General features: G+C 72.4%; 16 protein-coding genes. 8 read left to right on the plus strand and 8 right to left on the minus strand.

What is annotated here, in order from left to right:
* Positions 1-356 precede the first annotated feature (356 nt).
* The 3 genes from AB0G08_RS06245 to AB0G08_RS06255 all read left to right on the plus strand — a co-directional run bounded on the left by AB0G08_RS06245 (position 357) and on the right by AB0G08_RS06255 (position 3723).
* Positions 357-812, plus strand: coding sequence for a Fur family transcriptional regulator (locus AB0G08_RS06245; protein WP_358083912.1), 456 nt, complete (start codon positions 357-359; stop codon positions 810-812).
* The gene (gene katG / locus AB0G08_RS06250) at positions 809-3085 is read left to right on the plus strand and encodes a catalase/peroxidase HPI (RefSeq protein ID WP_358083916.1); all 2277 of its coding nucleotides are present in this window, start codon (positions 809-811) and stop codon (positions 3083-3085) included. The genes AB0G08_RS06245 and katG overlap by 4 nt, the downstream gene beginning before the upstream one ends.
* Before the next feature lie 155 nt (positions 3086-3240).
* A complete protein-coding gene (locus tag AB0G08_RS06255) occupies positions 3241-3723 on the plus strand; it encodes a hypothetical protein (RefSeq protein ID WP_358083920.1) in 483 nt (160 codons plus the stop codon).
* A gap of 122 nt (positions 3724-3845) precedes the next feature.
* Here the strand turns inward: AB0G08_RS06255 and AB0G08_RS06260 are convergent, their stop codons facing one another.
* Positions 3846-4556 (minus strand): hypothetical protein, encoded by a 711-nt coding sequence (locus AB0G08_RS06260; RefSeq protein WP_358083923.1) that lies wholly within the window; start codon positions 4554-4556, stop codon positions 3846-3848.
* Positions 4557-4638: 82 nt separating this feature from the next.
* Here AB0G08_RS06260 and AB0G08_RS06265 point away from each other — a divergent pair, with 82 nt between their 5' ends.
* The gene (locus AB0G08_RS06265; RefSeq protein ID WP_358083926.1) at positions 4639-4788 is read left to right on the plus strand and encodes a hypothetical protein; all 150 of its coding nucleotides are present in this window, start codon (positions 4639-4641) and stop codon (positions 4786-4788) included.
* 103 nt (positions 4789-4891) lie between these two features.
* Here the strand turns inward: AB0G08_RS06265 and AB0G08_RS06270 are convergent, their stop codons facing one another.
* Both AB0G08_RS06270 and AB0G08_RS06275 read right to left on the minus strand, forming a co-directional pair.
* Entirely contained in the window at positions 4892-5053 is a 162-nt protein-coding gene (locus AB0G08_RS06270; protein ID WP_358083929.1) for a hypothetical protein, read from the minus strand.
* Positions 5016-5411 (minus strand): hypothetical protein, encoded by a 396-nt coding sequence (locus AB0G08_RS06275; RefSeq protein ID WP_358083932.1) that lies wholly within the window; start codon positions 5409-5411, stop codon positions 5016-5018. Before AB0G08_RS06275 ends, AB0G08_RS06270 begins: the two co-directional genes overlap by 38 nt.
* A 346-nt stretch (positions 5412-5757) precedes the next feature.
* Between AB0G08_RS06275 and AB0G08_RS06280 the strand changes: the two genes are divergently transcribed.
* The 3 genes from AB0G08_RS06280 to AB0G08_RS06290 are packed head-to-tail and all read left to right on the plus strand — an operon-like array spanning position 5758 to position 10723.
* Positions 5758-6957 carry a hypothetical protein gene (locus AB0G08_RS06280; RefSeq protein ID WP_358083935.1) on the plus strand — a complete coding sequence of 400 codons (1200 nt, stop codon included), beginning with the start codon at positions 5758-5760 and terminating at the stop codon, positions 6955-6957.
* Positions 6958-7016: 59 nt separating this feature from the next.
* Positions 7017-8885, plus strand: coding sequence for an ABC transporter ATP-binding protein (locus AB0G08_RS06285; protein WP_358083938.1), 1869 nt, complete (start codon positions 7017-7019; stop codon positions 8883-8885).
* Positions 8882-10723, plus strand: coding sequence for an ABC transporter ATP-binding protein (locus AB0G08_RS06290; protein WP_358083941.1), 1842 nt, complete (start codon positions 8882-8884; stop codon positions 10721-10723). The genes AB0G08_RS06285 and AB0G08_RS06290 overlap by 4 nt, the downstream gene beginning before the upstream one ends.
* 70 nt (positions 10724-10793) lie before the next feature.
* Here AB0G08_RS06290 and AB0G08_RS06295 read toward each other — a convergent pair whose 3' ends face one another.
* Positions 10794-12005: a glycosyltransferase gene (locus AB0G08_RS06295; RefSeq protein ID WP_358083943.1), complete on the minus strand. Its 1212-nt coding sequence runs from the start codon at positions 12003-12005 to the stop codon at positions 10794-10796.
* A 68-nt stretch (positions 12006-12073) separates the two neighbouring features.
* Positions 12074-13246, minus strand: coding sequence for a BtrH N-terminal domain-containing protein (locus AB0G08_RS06300; RefSeq protein WP_358083945.1), 1173 nt, complete (start codon positions 13244-13246; stop codon positions 12074-12076).
* On the opposite strand from AB0G08_RS06300, the gene AB0G08_RS06305 reads away from it, so the two are divergent.
* Positions 13245-13454, plus strand: coding sequence for a hypothetical protein (locus tag AB0G08_RS06305; RefSeq protein ID WP_358083948.1), 210 nt, complete (start codon positions 13245-13247; stop codon positions 13452-13454). The two genes, AB0G08_RS06300 and AB0G08_RS06305, sit on opposite strands and share 2 nt — an antisense overlap.
* 415 nt (positions 13455-13869) lie before the next feature.
* Here the strand turns inward: AB0G08_RS06305 and AB0G08_RS06310 are convergent, their stop codons facing one another.
* The 3 genes from AB0G08_RS06310 to AB0G08_RS06320 all read right to left on the minus strand — a co-directional run bounded on the left by AB0G08_RS06310 (position 13870) and on the right by AB0G08_RS06320 (position 16766).
* On the minus strand, positions 13870-14232 hold the full coding sequence (locus tag AB0G08_RS06310) for a hypothetical protein (protein WP_358083951.1): 363 nt from the start codon (positions 14230-14232) through the stop codon (positions 13870-13872).
* A 119-nt stretch (positions 14233-14351) separates the two neighbouring features.
* Complete coding sequence (locus AB0G08_RS06315) at positions 14352-15248, minus strand: bifunctional helix-turn-helix transcriptional regulator/GNAT family N-acetyltransferase (RefSeq protein ID WP_358083954.1); 897 nt, start codon at positions 15246-15248, stop codon at positions 14352-14354.
* 153 nt (positions 15249-15401) lie between these two features.
* Complete coding sequence (locus tag AB0G08_RS06320) at positions 15402-16766, minus strand: endo-1,4-beta-xylanase (protein ID WP_358083957.1); 1365 nt, start codon at positions 16764-16766, stop codon at positions 15402-15404.
* Positions 16767-16813 lie beyond the last annotated feature (47 nt).

The raw sequence follows: 16813 nt of genomic DNA on the forward strand, positions 1-16813 counted from the left end.
AGCGATTTAATCGGTTTATTCCCGGCGGCGGGGGTGTCCTCCTCCTGCCAGCCCACCCCCGCCACCCCGGCCAGGCGGTGCCGCGCCACCACGCATGGAACCCGTCGGCATTGCCGGCCGGCGGCCGACTCAGAGCCCCCCTCGGCAAAGAAGAAGGGTTCCCCGCCCTGATACGCACCTCGCGGCCCTGACACGCACCTCGCGGCGGCTGCACCACGTCGTCGACGTCAACCTCGGGTCGCCATGCCACGAGCGCCACAGCGCGGCGTACACGCCGCCCGCACGCACCAGACCGGCGTGCGGTTGAGCCGAGGCAAAACCTGATTCATTCCAGAAGAGTGGACTATATTCATCACGTGCCGTCCGACTTCGAGACCCAGCTGCGGGCGGTCTCGCTGCGCGTGACCCGGCCTCGACTGGCGGTGCTCGCAGCGCTGCGCGACCATCCGCACGTCGACACCGACACGGTGATCGCGCTGGTGCGGATTGCCCAGCCCACGGTCTCCCACCAAGCGGTCTACGACGTGCTGCGCGCGCTCACCGACGCCGGCCTGGTGCGGCGCATCCAGCCCGCCGGGGCGACCGCCCGCTACGAGTGCCGGGTGGGCGACAACCACCACCATGTCGTGTGCCGCTCCTGTGGCGCGATCGCCGACGTCGACTGCGCTGTCGGCCGTGCCCCCTGTCTTACCGCCTCCGACGACCACGGCTTCACGGTCGACGAGGCGGAGGTCGTCTTCTGGGGCACCTGCCCCGGGTGTGCGGCCGAACGCACCTCCCAGTGGTCCGCCAGTTCGGAAGGAACCAGATGAGCGACATGCAGGACAACGCTCCCTCCAGCGCGCAGGGCGTGGACAAGAAGGAGGCGGCCGGCTGCCCGGTCGCGCACGACTCCGTGACCGCGCACGGCAGCGAGAGCGAGAACCCGGCGATCGACTCGCCGACGCCGAAGACCGGAGGTCGTCCGCGCACCAACCGGGACTGGTGGCCCAACCAGCTCGACCTGTCGGTGCTGCACGCCCACTCGTCCAAGTCGAATCCGCTGGGGGAGAGCTTCAGCTACGCCAGGGAGTTCGCCAAGCTCGACGTCGAGGCCCTCAAGCAGGACATCGTCACGGTCCTCACCACCTCGCAGGACTGGTGGCCGGCCGACTTCGGCCACTACGGCGGCCTGATGATCCGGATGAGCTGGCACGCGGCGGGCACCTACCGCATCCACGACGGTCGCGGCGGCGCCGGCGACGGCGGGCAGCGGTTCGCCCCGCTCAACAGCTGGCCGGACAACGCCAACCTCGACAAGGCCCGCCGGCTGCTGTGGCCGGTGAAGCAGAAGTACGGCCAGAAGGTCTCGTGGGCCGACCTGCTCGTGCTCGCCGGCAACGTCGCCCTGGAGTCGATGGGCTTCAAGACCTTCGGCTTCGCCTTCGGGCGGGAGGACGTCTGGGAGCCCGAGGAGATCTTCTGGGGCCCGGAGGACGCCTGGCTCGGCGACGAGCGCTACGTCTCCGAGAAGGAGATGGCGCCGGAGGTCGGGGCGACCGAGATGGGTCTCATCTACGTCAACCCGGAGGGCCCGAACGGCAACGCGGACCCGGCCGCGGCGGCCCACTTCATCCGCGAGACCTTCGCCCGGATGGCCATGAACGACGAGGAGACCGTCGCCCTCATCGCCGGCGGCCACACCTTCGGCAAGACCCACGGCGCCGGCATCGCCGACGACCACGTGGGCCCCGAGCCCGAGGCCGCCCCGCTGGAGGCGCAGGGCCTGGGCTGGCTGAGCACCTACGGCAGCGGCAAGGGCGCGGACACGATCACCAGCGGCCTCGAGGTGACGTGGACCGACGTACCGACGCAGTGGAGCAACCGCTTCTTCGAGATCCTCTTCGGCCACGAGTGGGAACTCACCACGAGCCCCGGCGGCGCGAAGCAGTGGGTCGCCAAGGACGCCGAGGCGATCATCCCGGACGCCCACGACCCGTCGAAGAAGCACAAGCCGACGATGCTCACCACCGACCTGGCGCTGCGCGTCGACCCGGCGTACGAGAAGATCTCGCGCCGCTTCCTGGAGAACCCCGACGAGTTCGCGTTGGCGTTCGCCAAGGCCTGGTACAAGCTGCTGCACCGCGACATGGGTCCCGTCAGCCGCTTCCTCGGCCCGTGGGTCCCGGAGCCCCAGCTGTGGCAGGACCCGGTGCCGGCCGTCGACCACGAGCTCGTGGGCGACGCCGACGTCGCCGCCCTGAAGGCGAAGGTCCTGGCGTCCGGCCTGACGACCGCCCAGCTGGTCTCCACCGCCTGGGCCTCGGCCGCCAGCTTCCGCTCCACCGACAAGCGCGGCGGCGCCAACGGCGCGCGGATCCGTTTCGAGCCGCAGCGCAGCTGGGAGGTCAACCAGCCCGAGCAGCTCGCGACGGTCCTGGAGGCCCTCGAGGGCATCCGGCGGGAGTTCAACTCCGCCGGCGGCGCGAAGATCTCGCTCGCGGACCTGATCGTGTTGGCCGGCTCGGCCGCCGTCGAGAAGGCGGCGCGCGACGCCGGCGTCGAGGTGACCGTGCCGTTCCACCCGGGCCGCACCGACGCCAGCCAGGAGCAGACCGACGTCGAGTCGTTCCGGGTCCTCGAGCCGCGTGCCGACGGGTTCCGCAACTACCTGCGCCCCGGCGAGAAGACCCAGCCGGAGGTGCTGCTCCTCGACCGTGCCTACATGCTCAACCTGACCGCGCCCGAGATGACCGTCCTCATCGGCGGCCTGCGTACCCTCGGGGCCAACGTCGGCGGCACGCGGCACGGCGTCCTCACCGACCGGCCCGGCGTGCTCACCAACGACTTCTTCGCCAACCTGCTCTCTCCGGGCACCCGGTGGAAGGCGTCGGAGTCCGACGAGCACGTGTACGAGATCCGGGACCTGGCCACCGACGAGGTGAAGTGGACCGCCACCGCGGTCGACCTCATCTTCGGCTCCAACTCCCAGCTACGGGCCCTCGCGGAGGTCTACGCCAGCCAGGACGCGCGCGAGAAGTTCGCGGCGGACTTCGTAGCCGCCTGGACCAAGGTCATGGAACTCGACCGCTTCGACCTCGCCTGACCCGGCTCCGCACGACGAGCCCCGGCCGATCCGTCAGCGATCGGCCGGGGCTCGCCCCACGATGCGGTCCCGGCGGCCGGCGCTGCGGGACGCCCGTCGACGGCGGCGTGAGAGCGCGCCCGGGACGAGGCCGCGAGGCTGGCTAGCATCTGCCCATGACGTTCTGGGTCCACTACGTGATCCCACCCGGCGCGGCGGCCGAGGGCATGCTCGTGCCTCCGGGTGACGACGTCCTCGTCTTCGCGCAGACGGTCGAGGTGGGCCCGGGCGACCGGACCGTCGAGTTCTCCCTCCTCGCCGCCGGCGACGGAGTCCAGATCGCCACCGACATCGACTGCACCGCGTTGCTGCGGGGAGAGCCGGAGGAAGTCGCCGTCGTCCGGGCCGTGGACAGCTGGGTGCTGGAGCGCGCCGCACAGGCCGGGCGGATACACGAGCTGCTGCTCCACCGGTGGCACGAGGTCAGCTCAGAGTCCCACCGGTCGTCGCTCGAACCGCTGCGGCGATGGCTTCTGGCTCACGACCGCCCCGGCGACTACTGGAAGCTGCTCGGCACGGCGGCCGGGCAGCCGAGCCGGGGTGATCGAGGTGGCCCCGCCTCCAGGAGGGACGCCATCCCCGCGGCCCGCGTCACATGACGTCGCCGAGCTGGTCGGCCCGGCGAGCGCCAGGGCCGCGCGTGTCCGGCGAGGAACGCAGCCGCGGTGGGCCGGCGGGCACCTCACCCGGCGGCTCCAGCGGTCGCAGGGGGCGTTGACGCTCAGTCGCCCGGGCCCGCCGGCGCCGCGCCGTTGTCGACGAAGTCGAAGGTCAGGCCCTCACCGGCGTCGCCCTCGCGCACCCGTTCGACGACCAGTCCCTGCCGATCCGTCGCCCGGAGGCGGACCTCGCCCTCGCCGCTGATCGTGTAGGTCGGGCGGCCTTCGCTCTTCTCTCGCGTCTTCTCGATGGTGAACAGTTGGCCGGCCCGGCCGGCGTCGCAGGGGGTGGCCACGACCGTCGCCGGGGCGCTGCCGTCGTCACGCAGGCCCATGCAGTCGGGCTCGCCGCCGCCGTGCGCCTTCGCGGTCCGGATCTGGTACTTGTTCCCGCGGGCGGGCAGCAACACGAACAGGCTCTTGTCCGTGTCGCCGTCGGTCAGGTTCAGTCGACCCTTGGCGTCGACCGCCAGGATCGACTCGAACGATCCGACCGGCCGCAGGACGATCTGCCGTTCGCCCCGCATGATCGGGTCTGCGCCGCCGGCCGCCCCGGGGCTGGCCGTCTGCGACTCGGTCGCCGACGTGGAGCCGGTGGGCGAGGGCGTGTCGCCGCCCCCGCTGGCGGGTGCCGACGTCACCGGCGAGGCGGTCGGTTCCCCGGCCGGGGGAGTCGCCGTGGTGCAGGCCGGCACGGACGCGGCGACACCGACGGCCAGCGCGGCCGCGACGGCGGCACGCATCGCGGGGAAGGGGGACGACAGGTTCGGCATGGCCAACTCCTTGAGTGGATCTCCACGAGCCTAATCCGCCACCGCTGCCCGCGCAGAGGTCGTGCCGCCGCTCAGGATCCGAGTGCCTGGCACGCCCACCGCCCCGCCCCGGGGCGGCAGCCGCCGCGTGCGCCGCCCGTGCTCCGCGACGGTCGTCGACATACTCGGCTGCGACGCGCGGAACCTGGTCGACGCCAGGCAGGTCGCCGACGTCCTCATTCCGCGCGTCTGACCACGTCCCGGAGGGCGGTCTCGTACCGCCCGACGGGCGAGCCGGCCGGAGCCGGCCTTGCCGAACGCGATCTGCAACGCCAACCAGGCGACGGCCGACGCGGTCAGCCGGGGCGGAGTCGGCGGTACTGCGGCGCGAGTCCACCGAAGCCGAGACCGTTCTCGTCCAGGGCGTTGTAGACGGTCAGCCAGCCGTCCGGGAACCGCAGGGCCACGGTCACGGCGCCGTCAGCCAGGTCGCCGCCGGCCCATTCGAGAAGCTCCACCGCCTCGACCCGTTGCCCGCGCCGGGCCGCCAACACGGCGGGGACGTCGTCGCGCCACCGCAGGCGGAAGTCGTCCGACGTCGGCCACACGGGCGCCCGCGTCACGTCCACCGAATTCCACGTGATCGACAGATCGTCGAACTTCTGGGTGGTTGACCTCCACGCGCTCGCCGGCGAAGTCGAGCACCACCGGGCAGTCGGCGAACCACTCGTCGTCATCGTCGTCCCACACCACCCAGGTGCGGGTCAGCCGGCGGCCGACGAGGCCCCGCAGCCGGCGGCCGTGGCGGTCGGTGATCTCGTCGATCCCGTTGAGCCAACCCGGTCGGTAGCCCGCGACACCGAAGTCGAACACCACCGGGGGATTGTGCCTGACACCCCGCCACCGCTCGGCTCCGGCAGCCGTCCCCGGGCGCCGCACCCGTTACGAGGGGAGTCGACGCCGGGCGCGGCCGTCGGCCCGCCGTCCGGGCGCCCACCGGCCACAGTGGTGCGTCCCGCCCGGCGGGTCCTGCGGTCGTCACGTATGCTGCGGCGGGTGTCCGCCCAGGCGATCATCGATGGCTACGGCGCGTCCCCCACGGCCGCCCACCAGTGCCGGCGCGCGCTCCCCGATCGGCAGACATCGAGGTCGATGGCCTCGGCGGAGCGGTGGACCCCACGCGGGTGACCACCTCTGAGGCGCGAACGAAGGAGCGAGTCCGTTGACCGGTACCCGTCTCATACCGGCCGTCGAGCGTCCGGACGATCCGCCGGCCCGGCTCTCGGCCTGCGTCATGGCCCATCCCGCACGGCAGACGGCCGCGGAGCGTCTCGCCGGAGCGCTACGCGAACTCGGCGCGGGGGTGGTGACCGACCCGAAGCCCGGCTCGGCCGGCGGCACGCTGCGCACCTCGCGCCTGGCGTGGTCGCGGGTCGAGCCGGGCGCGACGCACCACCTCGTCGTCCAGGACGACTCCGTCCTGGCACCGGATTTCGTACGGCACGCACTCGCCGGGCTGCGCGCGCTGCCGGGGCACGCCCTCGGACTGTTCACCGAGTGGGGTTCGTTCACCTCGTACGCCCTGCGGACCGCCGCGCTCGTCGGCGCCGACTGGGTCGAGGTCGTCGACGGGTACATGCCGGCCCAGGCCCTCATCCTGCCGGCCGACGTCGCCCGCGAGTTCGACCCGTACGCCGCGCGGGTCGCCGCCGGCGACGAACCGGACGACGAGGTCCTCCTGGGCTTCCTGCGGGCGATGGGCGTGCCCATGGTCGTGTCGGTGTCGAATCTCGTCCAGCACGGCGACGAGGTGAGCATCGCCGGCAACGGCTGGCACGGCCTGCGCAAGGCCGCGTGCTGGCGGGCGGCCGACGCGGTGGCGCCGGGCGGGACCGTCCTCGACCGGATCGCCCTGGTGCCGTTCTTCTCCTGGTTCACCGGGAAGGCCATCTGCCGGTTCCGCCACCAGCCGACCAGCGACGACTGGCGGCAGGTGCCGGCCGTCGACCTGCTGCGGGCCTACGGCCTCGGGGACGACGACGTCCGGCGCCTGATCGCCAACGCAAGCCCGCCACGCACGGGCGACACGGCGGTGCCGGCCGATCTGACCGAGGCCCTCCTCACGGCGGCGGTCGCCGTGGGGCTCGTGGCAGCCGAGTGCGGCGCCCTCGGCGGCGCGCGGACCAAGGAGCCGGTCGCGGCAGCCGCGCTGGCCACCCTCGCGCCGGGTGGCCTGCGCAACTTCGTGGCCGGCGACGCCCTTCCCGCGGTGAGCGAGCGACTGCTCCCGGTCGTGGAGGCGGCGACGCAGTTGGGCCTGGAGACGGCGCAACGGACGTCCCGCTCGGGCCATGACCTCCCGGCGGCCCGCCACTCTCCACAGTGGTCCGGCCCTATTGATGATCACTCCGGCCGTCGATAGGCTCGCCGCGTCTGGTGGTCGGTCCCACGCCGATGACCTCGGGCGGTAGGGGAGGCTCGGTGGCACCTTTGGCGCTCGCCGTCAGGAACCGGTCCACCCGCTGGCTCGAGATGATCCGCCTGTTGCCGCACGCGGGGCGCGGTCTGGCCCTCGGCGCCCTCGCGCTGAACCTCACGCTCGGCCTGCTGCCGTCGGCGTTCATCGTCTCCACCAGCCTGCTGCTGTCCCGGGTGCCGGACCTCGCCGCGGCTCCCGGAGGGCTCTCCTGGGGTGGCATCGTGGTCGCCTTCGCGGTGGCCCTCGGCGCGTTCGTCCTGCAACAACTGCTGACGCCGTTCCAGTCCGCGGTCACCGAGGTCATCGCGCGCCGGGTCGACGAGGTGTGCATCGAGCGTCTGCTCCACGCGTCGCTGGACGACGCGCCGATCGCCCTGCTGGAGGACCCCGAGGCGCTGGACCTGCTCGCCGACGCGCGGGCGGCGTTCGAGCGGCAGGCGTACACCCCCGGCGACGCCGTCGCGGCGATTCCCGCACTGGTGTCCCGCTACTGTCAGCTGACAGCTGCCGTGGTGCTCGTCGGTCTGGTGTTGAGCCCGCTCGCGGGGCTGACCCTGATGGTCACCGCACTGGTCATCCGGGCGGGGGTTCGCGGCACGCTCGGGCGTTTCGCGGCGGTGTCGGAGTCCCTGGCCGGGCACCGGCGACGGGCCGGGTACATCAGTGGCCTGGCGACCGGCGCGACCGCCGCCAAGGAGATCCGCGTGTTCGGGCTGCTGACCTGGCTGCGCGAGCGGATGCGCTCGGACACCATGGCCAACCTCCGACCGATGTGGGCCGGTAGCCGACGCCTGCAGTTCTGGCCGTTCGTCGGGTTCTCCGCGGTCGGGTTCGTCGGTGGGGCGGTCGCCATCACGATGCTGGCCGTGGCGGCCGGCCGGGGACAGGTCGACCTCTTCGCACTCGCCGTCGCCCTGCAGGGGGTGCTGATCCCCATGCGCTTCGGCGTCTACTTCCCGGAATGCGACGTGCAGACGCAGTTCGGACTGCACTCCTTCCACGCCCTGAAGCGTTTCGAGCAACGAGCGGCCAGCGGCAGGCCGGTCGACGCGCGGGCGACGGCCACGCCGGTGCGACCGAGCCGGGAGATCCGGTTCGACAAGGTGAGCTTCCGGTACTCCGCGGACGGTCCCGCGATTCTCGACGGCCTGGACCTCACACTTCCGGTCGGCCGCTCCACGGCCATCGTCGGCCTGAACGGCGCCGGCAAGACCACCCTGGTGAAGCTGCTCGCCCGCCTCTACGAGCCGACCAGCGGGAGGATCACCGTGGACGGGGTAGACCTGACCCGCTTCGACCCGGACGCCTGGCGCCGCCAGCTCGCGGTGATCTTCCAGGACTACGTCCGCTACGAGCTGACCGTGGCGGAGAACATCGGCTTCGGGGCGCCGCAGCTGCTCGCCGACGACGAGGCGATCCTGGCCGCGGCCGAACGGGCCGGTGCCCTGGACGCGCTGAGCGCGGCCCCGGACCCGCTTCGGACGCCGCTGTCCTCGCGCTACCCCGGTGGTACGGACCTCTCGGGCGGGGAGTGGCAACGGATCGCCCTCGCCCGGGCGCTGCTCGCCGTCCACGGCGGTGCCTCGGTGCTGGTGCTCGACGAGCCGACCGCGCAGCTGGACGTCCGGGCGGAGGTGGAGTTCCACGAGCGGTTCCTGGCCACCGCGAAGGGGATCACGAGCCTCCTGATCTCCCACCGTTTCTCCACGGTCCGCCACGCGGACCAGATCGTGGTGATCGAGCGCGGCCGGGTCGTGGAACGCGGCGACCACGACGAACTGGTTCGGCACCACGGCCGGTACGCCGAGCTGTTCGAGTTGCAGGCGAGCAGGTTCCGGACGGGCGCGGCCGAACCGACGGCGGCGAGATGACGAGGATCGCCCGGGCGGCCGGCTTCCTCCTGCGCCTCGGCTACCGAACCGACCGCCGCAGACTCTTCACCGCGATCGTCCTGATGACGGTGGGCTACCTCTCGACCCCGATGATCGGTGTCGTCCTCGCCGCCTTCACCAACGCCGCGCTCGCCCGGGACGGCACGGTGGCCGTGGCGCTGGCCCTGGCCGCGGCCCTGCTGCTGGTCTTCGAACTGACCATGATGCACTTCGCCCACCTGTCCTACTTCGAGTTGGGCGACCTGGAGCAACTGGCCCTCACCGACGAGGTCGCCGCGATCGTCAACGGCAGCGCCGGCATCGGCCACTTCGACGACCCGAAGTTCGCCGAGACCCTCACCCTGGTGACCGAGAACCTGATCCGGGTACGGAACGCCCTGGAGTCCACGCTGCAGTTGGGCGGAGTCGTGCTGCAGATCGGCGTCACCGCCGTACTGCTGGTCAGCGTCGATCCCTGGCTCGTCATGCTGCCGCTCGCCGCCCTACCGCCGGTGCTGCTGAGCAACCGTGCCCAGCGGATGATCGATGTCGCCCAGGAGACCGCCGCCGTCGACATCCAGGTGTCCCGGCACCTGGTGAAGGTGGCGACGACCGGTAGCTCCGCGAAGGAGATCCGGCTCTTCGGCGCCCGGGACGTGGTGGTCTCGCGGCAGCGAGCGGCCTGGGCTGCGACGACCCGCCTGCTGTGGCGGGCGCACTGGCGCAGCGCCCTGCTGCGCGCCGGTGGGCAGGTGCTGTTCGCGGCGGCGTACGGGACGGCGATCTTCCTCGTCATCCGAAGCGTGGTGCGCGGCGAGGCGAACATCGGTCAGGTCGTCCTGGTGCTCACCCTCGCGGTCCAGGTCAGTGTGCAGGTGGCCGGTCTGCTGGGGATGCTCGGGCTGTTGCAGCAGATGGGTCGTACCGTCGAGCGCATCGACGAGCTGCGGCAGTTCACGGCCGCTTCGGGGCCTGCCCCCGCGGCCGCTGCGGTCCGGCGCCGGGAGCAGGCCGGCCAGCCGCCCGTCGGGCGGACGGCGGTGTCGCGGACGCCCGTGCGGCTGCGCCAGGGGATCCGGCTGGAGCAGGTGTCCTTCGCCTACCCGGGCGTCGACGAGGCCGTGCTCCAGGACGTCTCGATGGAGATCCCGGCCGGCAGCACGTTGGCACTGGTCGGTGAGAACGGCGCGGGCAAGAGCACCCTGGTGAGGATCATCTGTGGCCTCTGTCAGCCGACGTCGGGCCGGATCACCGTGGACGGCGTCGATCTGCGTGAGCTGACCCCCGAGCACTGGCGTTCCCGGGTCGCCACCCTGTTCCAGGACTTCGCGCGTTTCGAACTGCTGCTCCGGGAGAACGTCGGGACGGGCCGGCTCGCGGCTGTGGACTCCGACGAGGAGATCATGACGGCGCTCGACCAGGCGGGTGCGCGGGGCATCGTGCAGCGGGTTCCCGGCGGCCTGGACGGACTGCTCGGGCACAGCTACGGCGACGGCGTCGAGCTGTCCGGCGGTCAGTGGCAGGCGCTGGGGCTCGCCCGTACCCGGATGCGGCCCGACCCGCTGCTCGTGGCCCTCGACGAGCCGGCGGCGGCCCTGGACGCACTGGCGGAACACGCGATGTTCGAGCGACTCGTGAACACCGCCGCGGACGTGCGCAGAGAGCGGGGTGTGATCACCGTCTTCGTGTCACACCGCTTCTCCACCGTCCGGGCCGCGGACCAGATCGTCGTCCTCGGCGGGGGGCGGGTGCGTGAGTCGGGCAGCCACGCCACGCTGATGAGCGCGGGCGGCCTCTACGCCGACCTGTTCACCGTCCAGGCGAACGCCTACCGGTGACGGCGGCTCCGCGTCGGCGGCCGGGTCGCCCCGGCCGCCGACGGTGGGAAGCGCCGCGCCGAACGGCGCCCTACCTCGTGCCGGCGAATCTCCGGTCCACCGGGTAGCGGACCTCGGTGCGGGAGGACGCCGCCATGAACTCGCAGTAGGCCAGGTGATAGGCGAGGCCGGCGAAGTGCGGAACCGTCTCGTTGAACAGGTACGTGAAGTGGTCGATCTCGACGCGCCCGCGCCAGTCCTGCAACAGCAGACCGGAGTTGCGTCGCGCGACCCCGCGCAGGATCTCGGCGGCGGCCTCGTACTCCTCCCTGGCCTGGCGGACCAGCCCGCGGTTGATCTCGGCGTGCAGCAGGTCGGGTTCCAGCGCGAGCGCCGCCGTGAAGGCCGCTTCGGCTTCCTCCAGCTCGTTCAGCATGAGATGCATGACGCCGACCATGTTGAGGAAGATGGAATCCTCCGGGGCCAGTTTGGCGGCGGTCTGGAACGCCGCGAGGGCCTCCTGCGGACGGTCCACCGCACGGAGCACATGGCCGTGGTAGCCCCACACCCGCGCTGCCGACGGATCCGCCTCGACGGCCCTGGAACTCCACTCGACCGCCTGCTCGAAGTTGCCGAGGGCGCGCTGCAGGAAGCCTGCGTAGGCGGGCCAGAGGCCACTGCCGGGGAAGTCCCCGATCTGCTTCTCGGTGAGGTCGAGGTATCGCCGCAACTTGGCGGTGCGGTCCGCGACCGGCCGGACGTTGCCGGGATGGTTGAGGACGAGACCCGAGGGCGCGACGACGCCCCCCACGTCCTGCACCGCGTCCTCCACCGACTCACCCACGAGCCGCCGGTACCGGATGTCCGGGTGGCTCCGGAAGATCCGGGTCGGGCGGTCCACCCAGATCGCGCCCACGGCCGTGAGGTTGAAGCGAAGGACGGTGTAGGCGAGATGGTCGTCGGCGGCCTGCGCGATGCAGGCGGCGACCCGTGGCCACTCGGTGGCGGGGAACTCCTCGTCCGCGTCGAGGAACAGCACCCAGGGTGTCTTCACCCGCTCCAGGGCCAGGTTCCGCGCGGCGGAGTAGCCGCCCTCCATCGTCGTCTGGATGAACGTGTCGGTGTAGGAACGCGCGATGTCCTGCGATCCGTCGCTCGAGCCGGTGTCCACGATGACGACGTCGCCGCAGACGGGAGCGGCCTCCGCGAGGCACCTCGGGAGGAACGGTGCCTCATCCTTGACGATGAGGCACAGCGTGAGCTCCGGAATTCTGATCTTGTCCAGTTCCAACGGTCTCTCCATGGTCCGGTCCGTCAGGGCACGGCTGTGGGGTGGGCGGCGGTCGATTGCGTCCATCGGTCTCTGCCGGATCAGGGCCCCGGCTGCATGCGCCGCGTCGCCTGCCGGACCGTCGTCGCCCAGGCCCGTTCGGCCGTCAGGGCGTCGTCGTAGCTCTGCGCGAGCCCGTCATCGAGCGTGCCGCCGCCGGCGAGCGCCCGCTCCACGAGCACGCGCCACCGTTGCGCGGCGGCTGCCGCGGCGAGCTGGCAGGCCGCCGCGTCGGCGGGGCTGGCGCCGGCCCGGTACAGGATCAGCCGCGCCGCGGCCCCCAGGATGTGCTGGCTGTCCACGTAGCCGAACTGGCGCCACGCGGAGTCCGGTGTGACCCCGGCCAGGAACTCGGCCTTGCCCCGTACCGGTGCCTCGCCGGCGAGAACCGCGTCGGCCACGTCGGCGAGCTCGGTCGCGGCGTCGCGGGCCACTGCGGCGGCGGTCGTCGACGTCGGTCCGGCCGAGACGGTCATCACCTGCCCGACCAGGTAGGGAACGCCGTGGGCGGCCCAGGCCAGGTGCGCCCGGACGAGGTGTTCGCTCGGCACGTAGGCCGTCGTGCAGACGTCGCCGAGAACCTGCCGGAGGGTGACCGTGGGCTCGAACGGCACCGCGAACCGTAACGGGGTCTCCCAGGGATCGGGCGGCGCCTGCCCACCCGTCGAGCCGACGTGGAACAGCCTGGCGTTCGTCAGCGATTCCAGGTGCAGCCCGTCGAGCACGGTGAACATCTCGCGCTGCCTGCGGTAGCCGGTCACCACGATGACGTGCCCCGAGTGGTGGCCCTCGTAGTAGGCGCGGCACGACGGCAACTCACCCATGTCCATGGGAAGCAGCGGAACGCGGTCCTCACGCAGGAGCCCGGCGAGCGTCTCCACCACGTTCTCGTCGCCGGAGCTGAACGTGTCGAGACGCAGTCCCAGGTGCGTGCGGAAGATGCGGTCCTGGACCGCGTCCACCTCGGCGCCCATGCCGGTGTCCCAGCCTGTCGCGCTGTCGGCGCCCCGCCAGCGGTCACCGACGTCGTAGCGGTCCCACCGGTGGTCGTAGTGGACCCAGAGTTGGAAGTGCACGTAGAAGGCGTCGTGTCGCTCCCGGCCCCACCGGGACGCGGCGAGCGCCCGGGGCACCCAGAAGCAGTGGAGCCCGTCCCGGTCGTACATGAGTGGCACGTGGGAGTGCGTGAAGCCGTCCAGGTCGATCTCATCCATGTGTTTCCCCGCGCTGCTGGTCGTGCCGCGTCCGCTCGTCCGACACCCGGGCCGCCCGCCCCGACCCGGCTGGCGGGGCCGACCGGCCGGCGAGTCGTCGGCCAGCCCGCTGAAGTGGCTGACCCGGTCGCGTGGCTGGGAGGAGGAAGTAACGGAACGCACCACCGTGGACCAGCGGGAGCGTCGACAGGGCGCGGCCGGACGGTGACGCGGCACCGCGGTGCGGGGTGCGCGTCGACCGGCGCGCTACGTCAGGGGTGACGACGTGGGGGAGCATGCGCGACACCGGGCGTTCCACCCGGATCGGGGCCCTCATCGGAGTCGATGCCGTGACCGTCGGTCCGAGATCGGCTGTGTCGAGGCCGGTGACCGACTCGGAAGGGCTGTGAGCAGGGCGTACCCTCAAGCCGTCTTCTTCCTTCCCGTCGCGCGCCGGTGGGCGTGGCGGTCTTGCTGAGGACGGCTCGACGGTACGCGATCAACCGTCTGGGCACGACCCGTCGCAGGCCCCGATTTACCGCGGGTGGAAGCCCGGAGACGGCGGCGGGTACGAGCCGTCCGACGTCTCCGACCGGTCCACTATGGATGTCTGGTCGCGGCGGTCGGGCCCTGTCGTATCCGAGTCAGCGGTACAGGAGGCCGCAGGCCAGCAGCGCGCAGCCGAGCCAGCCGCTGAACGCCGCCAGTGTGCCCGTGGCCGTCGCCGACGCGATCCGGCCGACGAGGAACCGGTGCACCAGCAGCGAGACGACCAGGCTTCCCGCGAGCGGCAGCGCGCCGAGCCGAAGCAGGTCCCATACGCCCGGGCCGTCGTAACACGCCAGCGTTTTCTCCGCGCACAGCCTCGCGGGGCCGGGGGATTCCGGGCCCAGGCCCAGGAACCCCGGACCGAGGATCCAGGTCGCCGCGGCGATCGGTGCGAGCACGGCGAACGCGTACCAGCCGGCCAGCACGGCGAGGCTCCGTCGGGCCACGGTCCACTGCATCGCGCGACACTAGCAACCGGGGCACGGCCGACCGTCGGCGTCGACGCCCACCGGATCGCTGCGGGCCGCCACCGCCCCCAGCGCGGGCGGCGCGACCGAGGTCCGGCCGGTCGCCCGGGTCACGGCGTCAGGCGCTTCTCGAACCAGTGGTGGGCGTAGGGCTCGGCGTTGTACGCCTCGATCTCGCGGTAGCCGCAGGCGCGGTACATCGCGATCGCCTCGGTGAGGGTGCGGTTGGTGTCGAGCCGGACGGCCGTCCAGCCCCGCTCGGCCGCGTGCCGTTCCAGCTCGCTCAGCATCCGCCGCCCGATCCCGAGCCCGCGTACGGAGTCCGCCACCCAGACCCGCTTGATCTCGGCGGGCGCGTCCCGGTGCAGCTTGACCGCGCCGCAGCCGACCGGCTCGGCGTTGAGGGTGGCGAGCAGGAACACGCCGGCCGGGGGGACGAGTTCCTCGTCGTGGACCGGATTGCTGCGGCCCGGGTCGAACCCGCCGTCGAAGCGTCGCGCGACCTCCCGGGCGTAGGCCCGCACGCACGCGCGGGCCCGCGGGTCGCCCGGCGGGCAGGGCCCGATGAGCACCATCGACGCGACGAGCAGCCGCTCCACCTCGGCCATCGCCGCGACGAGCCGCTCGCGGCGTCGCCCGGTCAGCGGCGCCAGGATCGACCGGGCGAACCCGTCGGAGCGCTCGTCGAGTTCGGTCCACTCGGCGCGGCCGGCGTCGGTGAGCGCGGCGACCCGGACCCGCCCGTCCCCGCCGACCTGGTCGGAGGGCCCGACGGTGACCAGCCCGTCGCCCTCCAGCGCGCGCAGGAGGCGGCTGAGGTGGCCCGAGTCCAGCCCGAGCCGGGACCGCAGCGCCGCGACCTCGGCACCGCCGGGGCCGATCTCCCACAGCAGGCGGGCCTGCGCGAGGGGGCGGGCCCGCGCCATGTACTCGTCGTCGAGCGCCCCCACCCGTTGGGTCACCGTCCGGTTGAACCGCCGCACGGCGGCGATGTGCTCCGCTTCCATGATGCCTGACCTTAGTCAGGCATATGCCGCCCGCGCCAGCGCCGCGCGCAGGAGTGCGGGGCGGGGCCCTGCCGGCGATCCTGCGGGGGCCGGCGCGACGGCCCCGGGTCGGCGCCCGCCGCGCCGCCCCCGGGGCCGTCGAACGGGCCGTCCTCAGGAGGCGGTGCAGGAGCGCACCTGCGGGCGGGTCCAGGTGCCGTTGGCCATCGTGGTGAACCCGAAGACGTTGCCGCTGCCGTTGGACCGCATGGTCATGACGTTCCCGCTGCCGTCCCAGCTCGGGGTGCCGTTCCAGGTGGCGGAGACCTTCTGCGGGGGCGTCACCTCGACGACCACGGTCCAGTTGGTGGCGCCGCTGACCGTCACCTCGCTGTTGAACCGGTCGCCCCACCGGGTGCCGTCGCGCAGGGTGGCGGTGCAGCTTCCGCCCGGCGGCGGGGTGGTCGGGCCGGTCGTCGGCGGCGGCGTGGTCGGCGGGGGAGTGCCGTTGTTGAGGGCGGCGAGGACCGCGTCGTACGCGGGCTTGCGGTTCCCGCCGTTGTCGAACAGCAACGGTGTGTCGGAGGCCCGCCAGGAGTCGCTGTCCCGGATCCCCCACACGGTGATGCCGGTGCACCGGGCGACCGCGAGGCAGTCGTTGACCACGTTGCGGTACGTGGTGGGCGAGGCCCCGGCGATGTCCAGCTCGGTGATCTGCACGTCGACGCCGAGCGCCGCGAAGCTGGACAGCGTGGTGCGGTAGTTGCCCGGGTAGGGCGAGCCGCTGTTGAAGTGCGACTGGAGGCCCACGCAGTCGATGGGCACGCCGCGCTGCTTGAAGTCGCGGACCATCGCGTAGACGGCCTGGGTCTTGGCGTGGCTCCAGTCGTCGGTGTTGTAGTCGTTGTAGCAGAGCTTCGCGCCGGGGTCGGCGGCCCGGGCGGCCCGGAACGCCGCCTCGATCCAGTCGTTGCCGGTGCGCTGAAGGTTCGAGTCGCGCCGGGCGCCGCTGCCGCCGTCGGCGAACGCCTCGTTCACCACGTCCCAGGCCACCACCTGACCGCGGAAGTGGGTGGCCACCTGCGTGACGTGGTTGAGCATCGCCTGGCGCAGCGCGCTGCCGCTCATGTTCTGCATCCAGCCGGGCTGCTGCGAGTGCCAGGCCAGGGTGTGGCCCCGCACGCTCATGCCCCGGCTGCGGGCGTGGCTGACGATCCGGTCGGCGTTGGCGAAGGTGAACTGCCCCTGCTGCGGCTCGGTGGCGTCGATCTTCATCTCGTTCTCGGGTGTCACCGAGTTGAACTCACGGTTGAGGATCGTGACGTAGGTGTTGTCGCTGAGCTTGTTGGCGGCGACGGCGGCGCCGAAGTAGCGCCCGCGCTCCGCCGCCGACGCGCCCAGGGTGGTCCCGGCGTTCGCCGCGCCGGGCAGGACCGTGGCGCCGGTCGCCGCGAGCAGTCCCACGGCGGCGACGACGAGGGCCGCGCGTGTGCGCGAGCGCGATCTCGGCCGGGTGTCCCGGTGGCACCTCTCGATCATTCCTGCTCCTTCCGGGGGCCGTTCCGCACCGTCGGGGGCGGACCGGT

The organism is Micromonospora sp. NPDC023644, from assembly GCF_040640115.1.
GTDB lineage: Bacteria > Actinomycetota > Actinomycetes > Mycobacteriales > Micromonosporaceae > Micromonospora.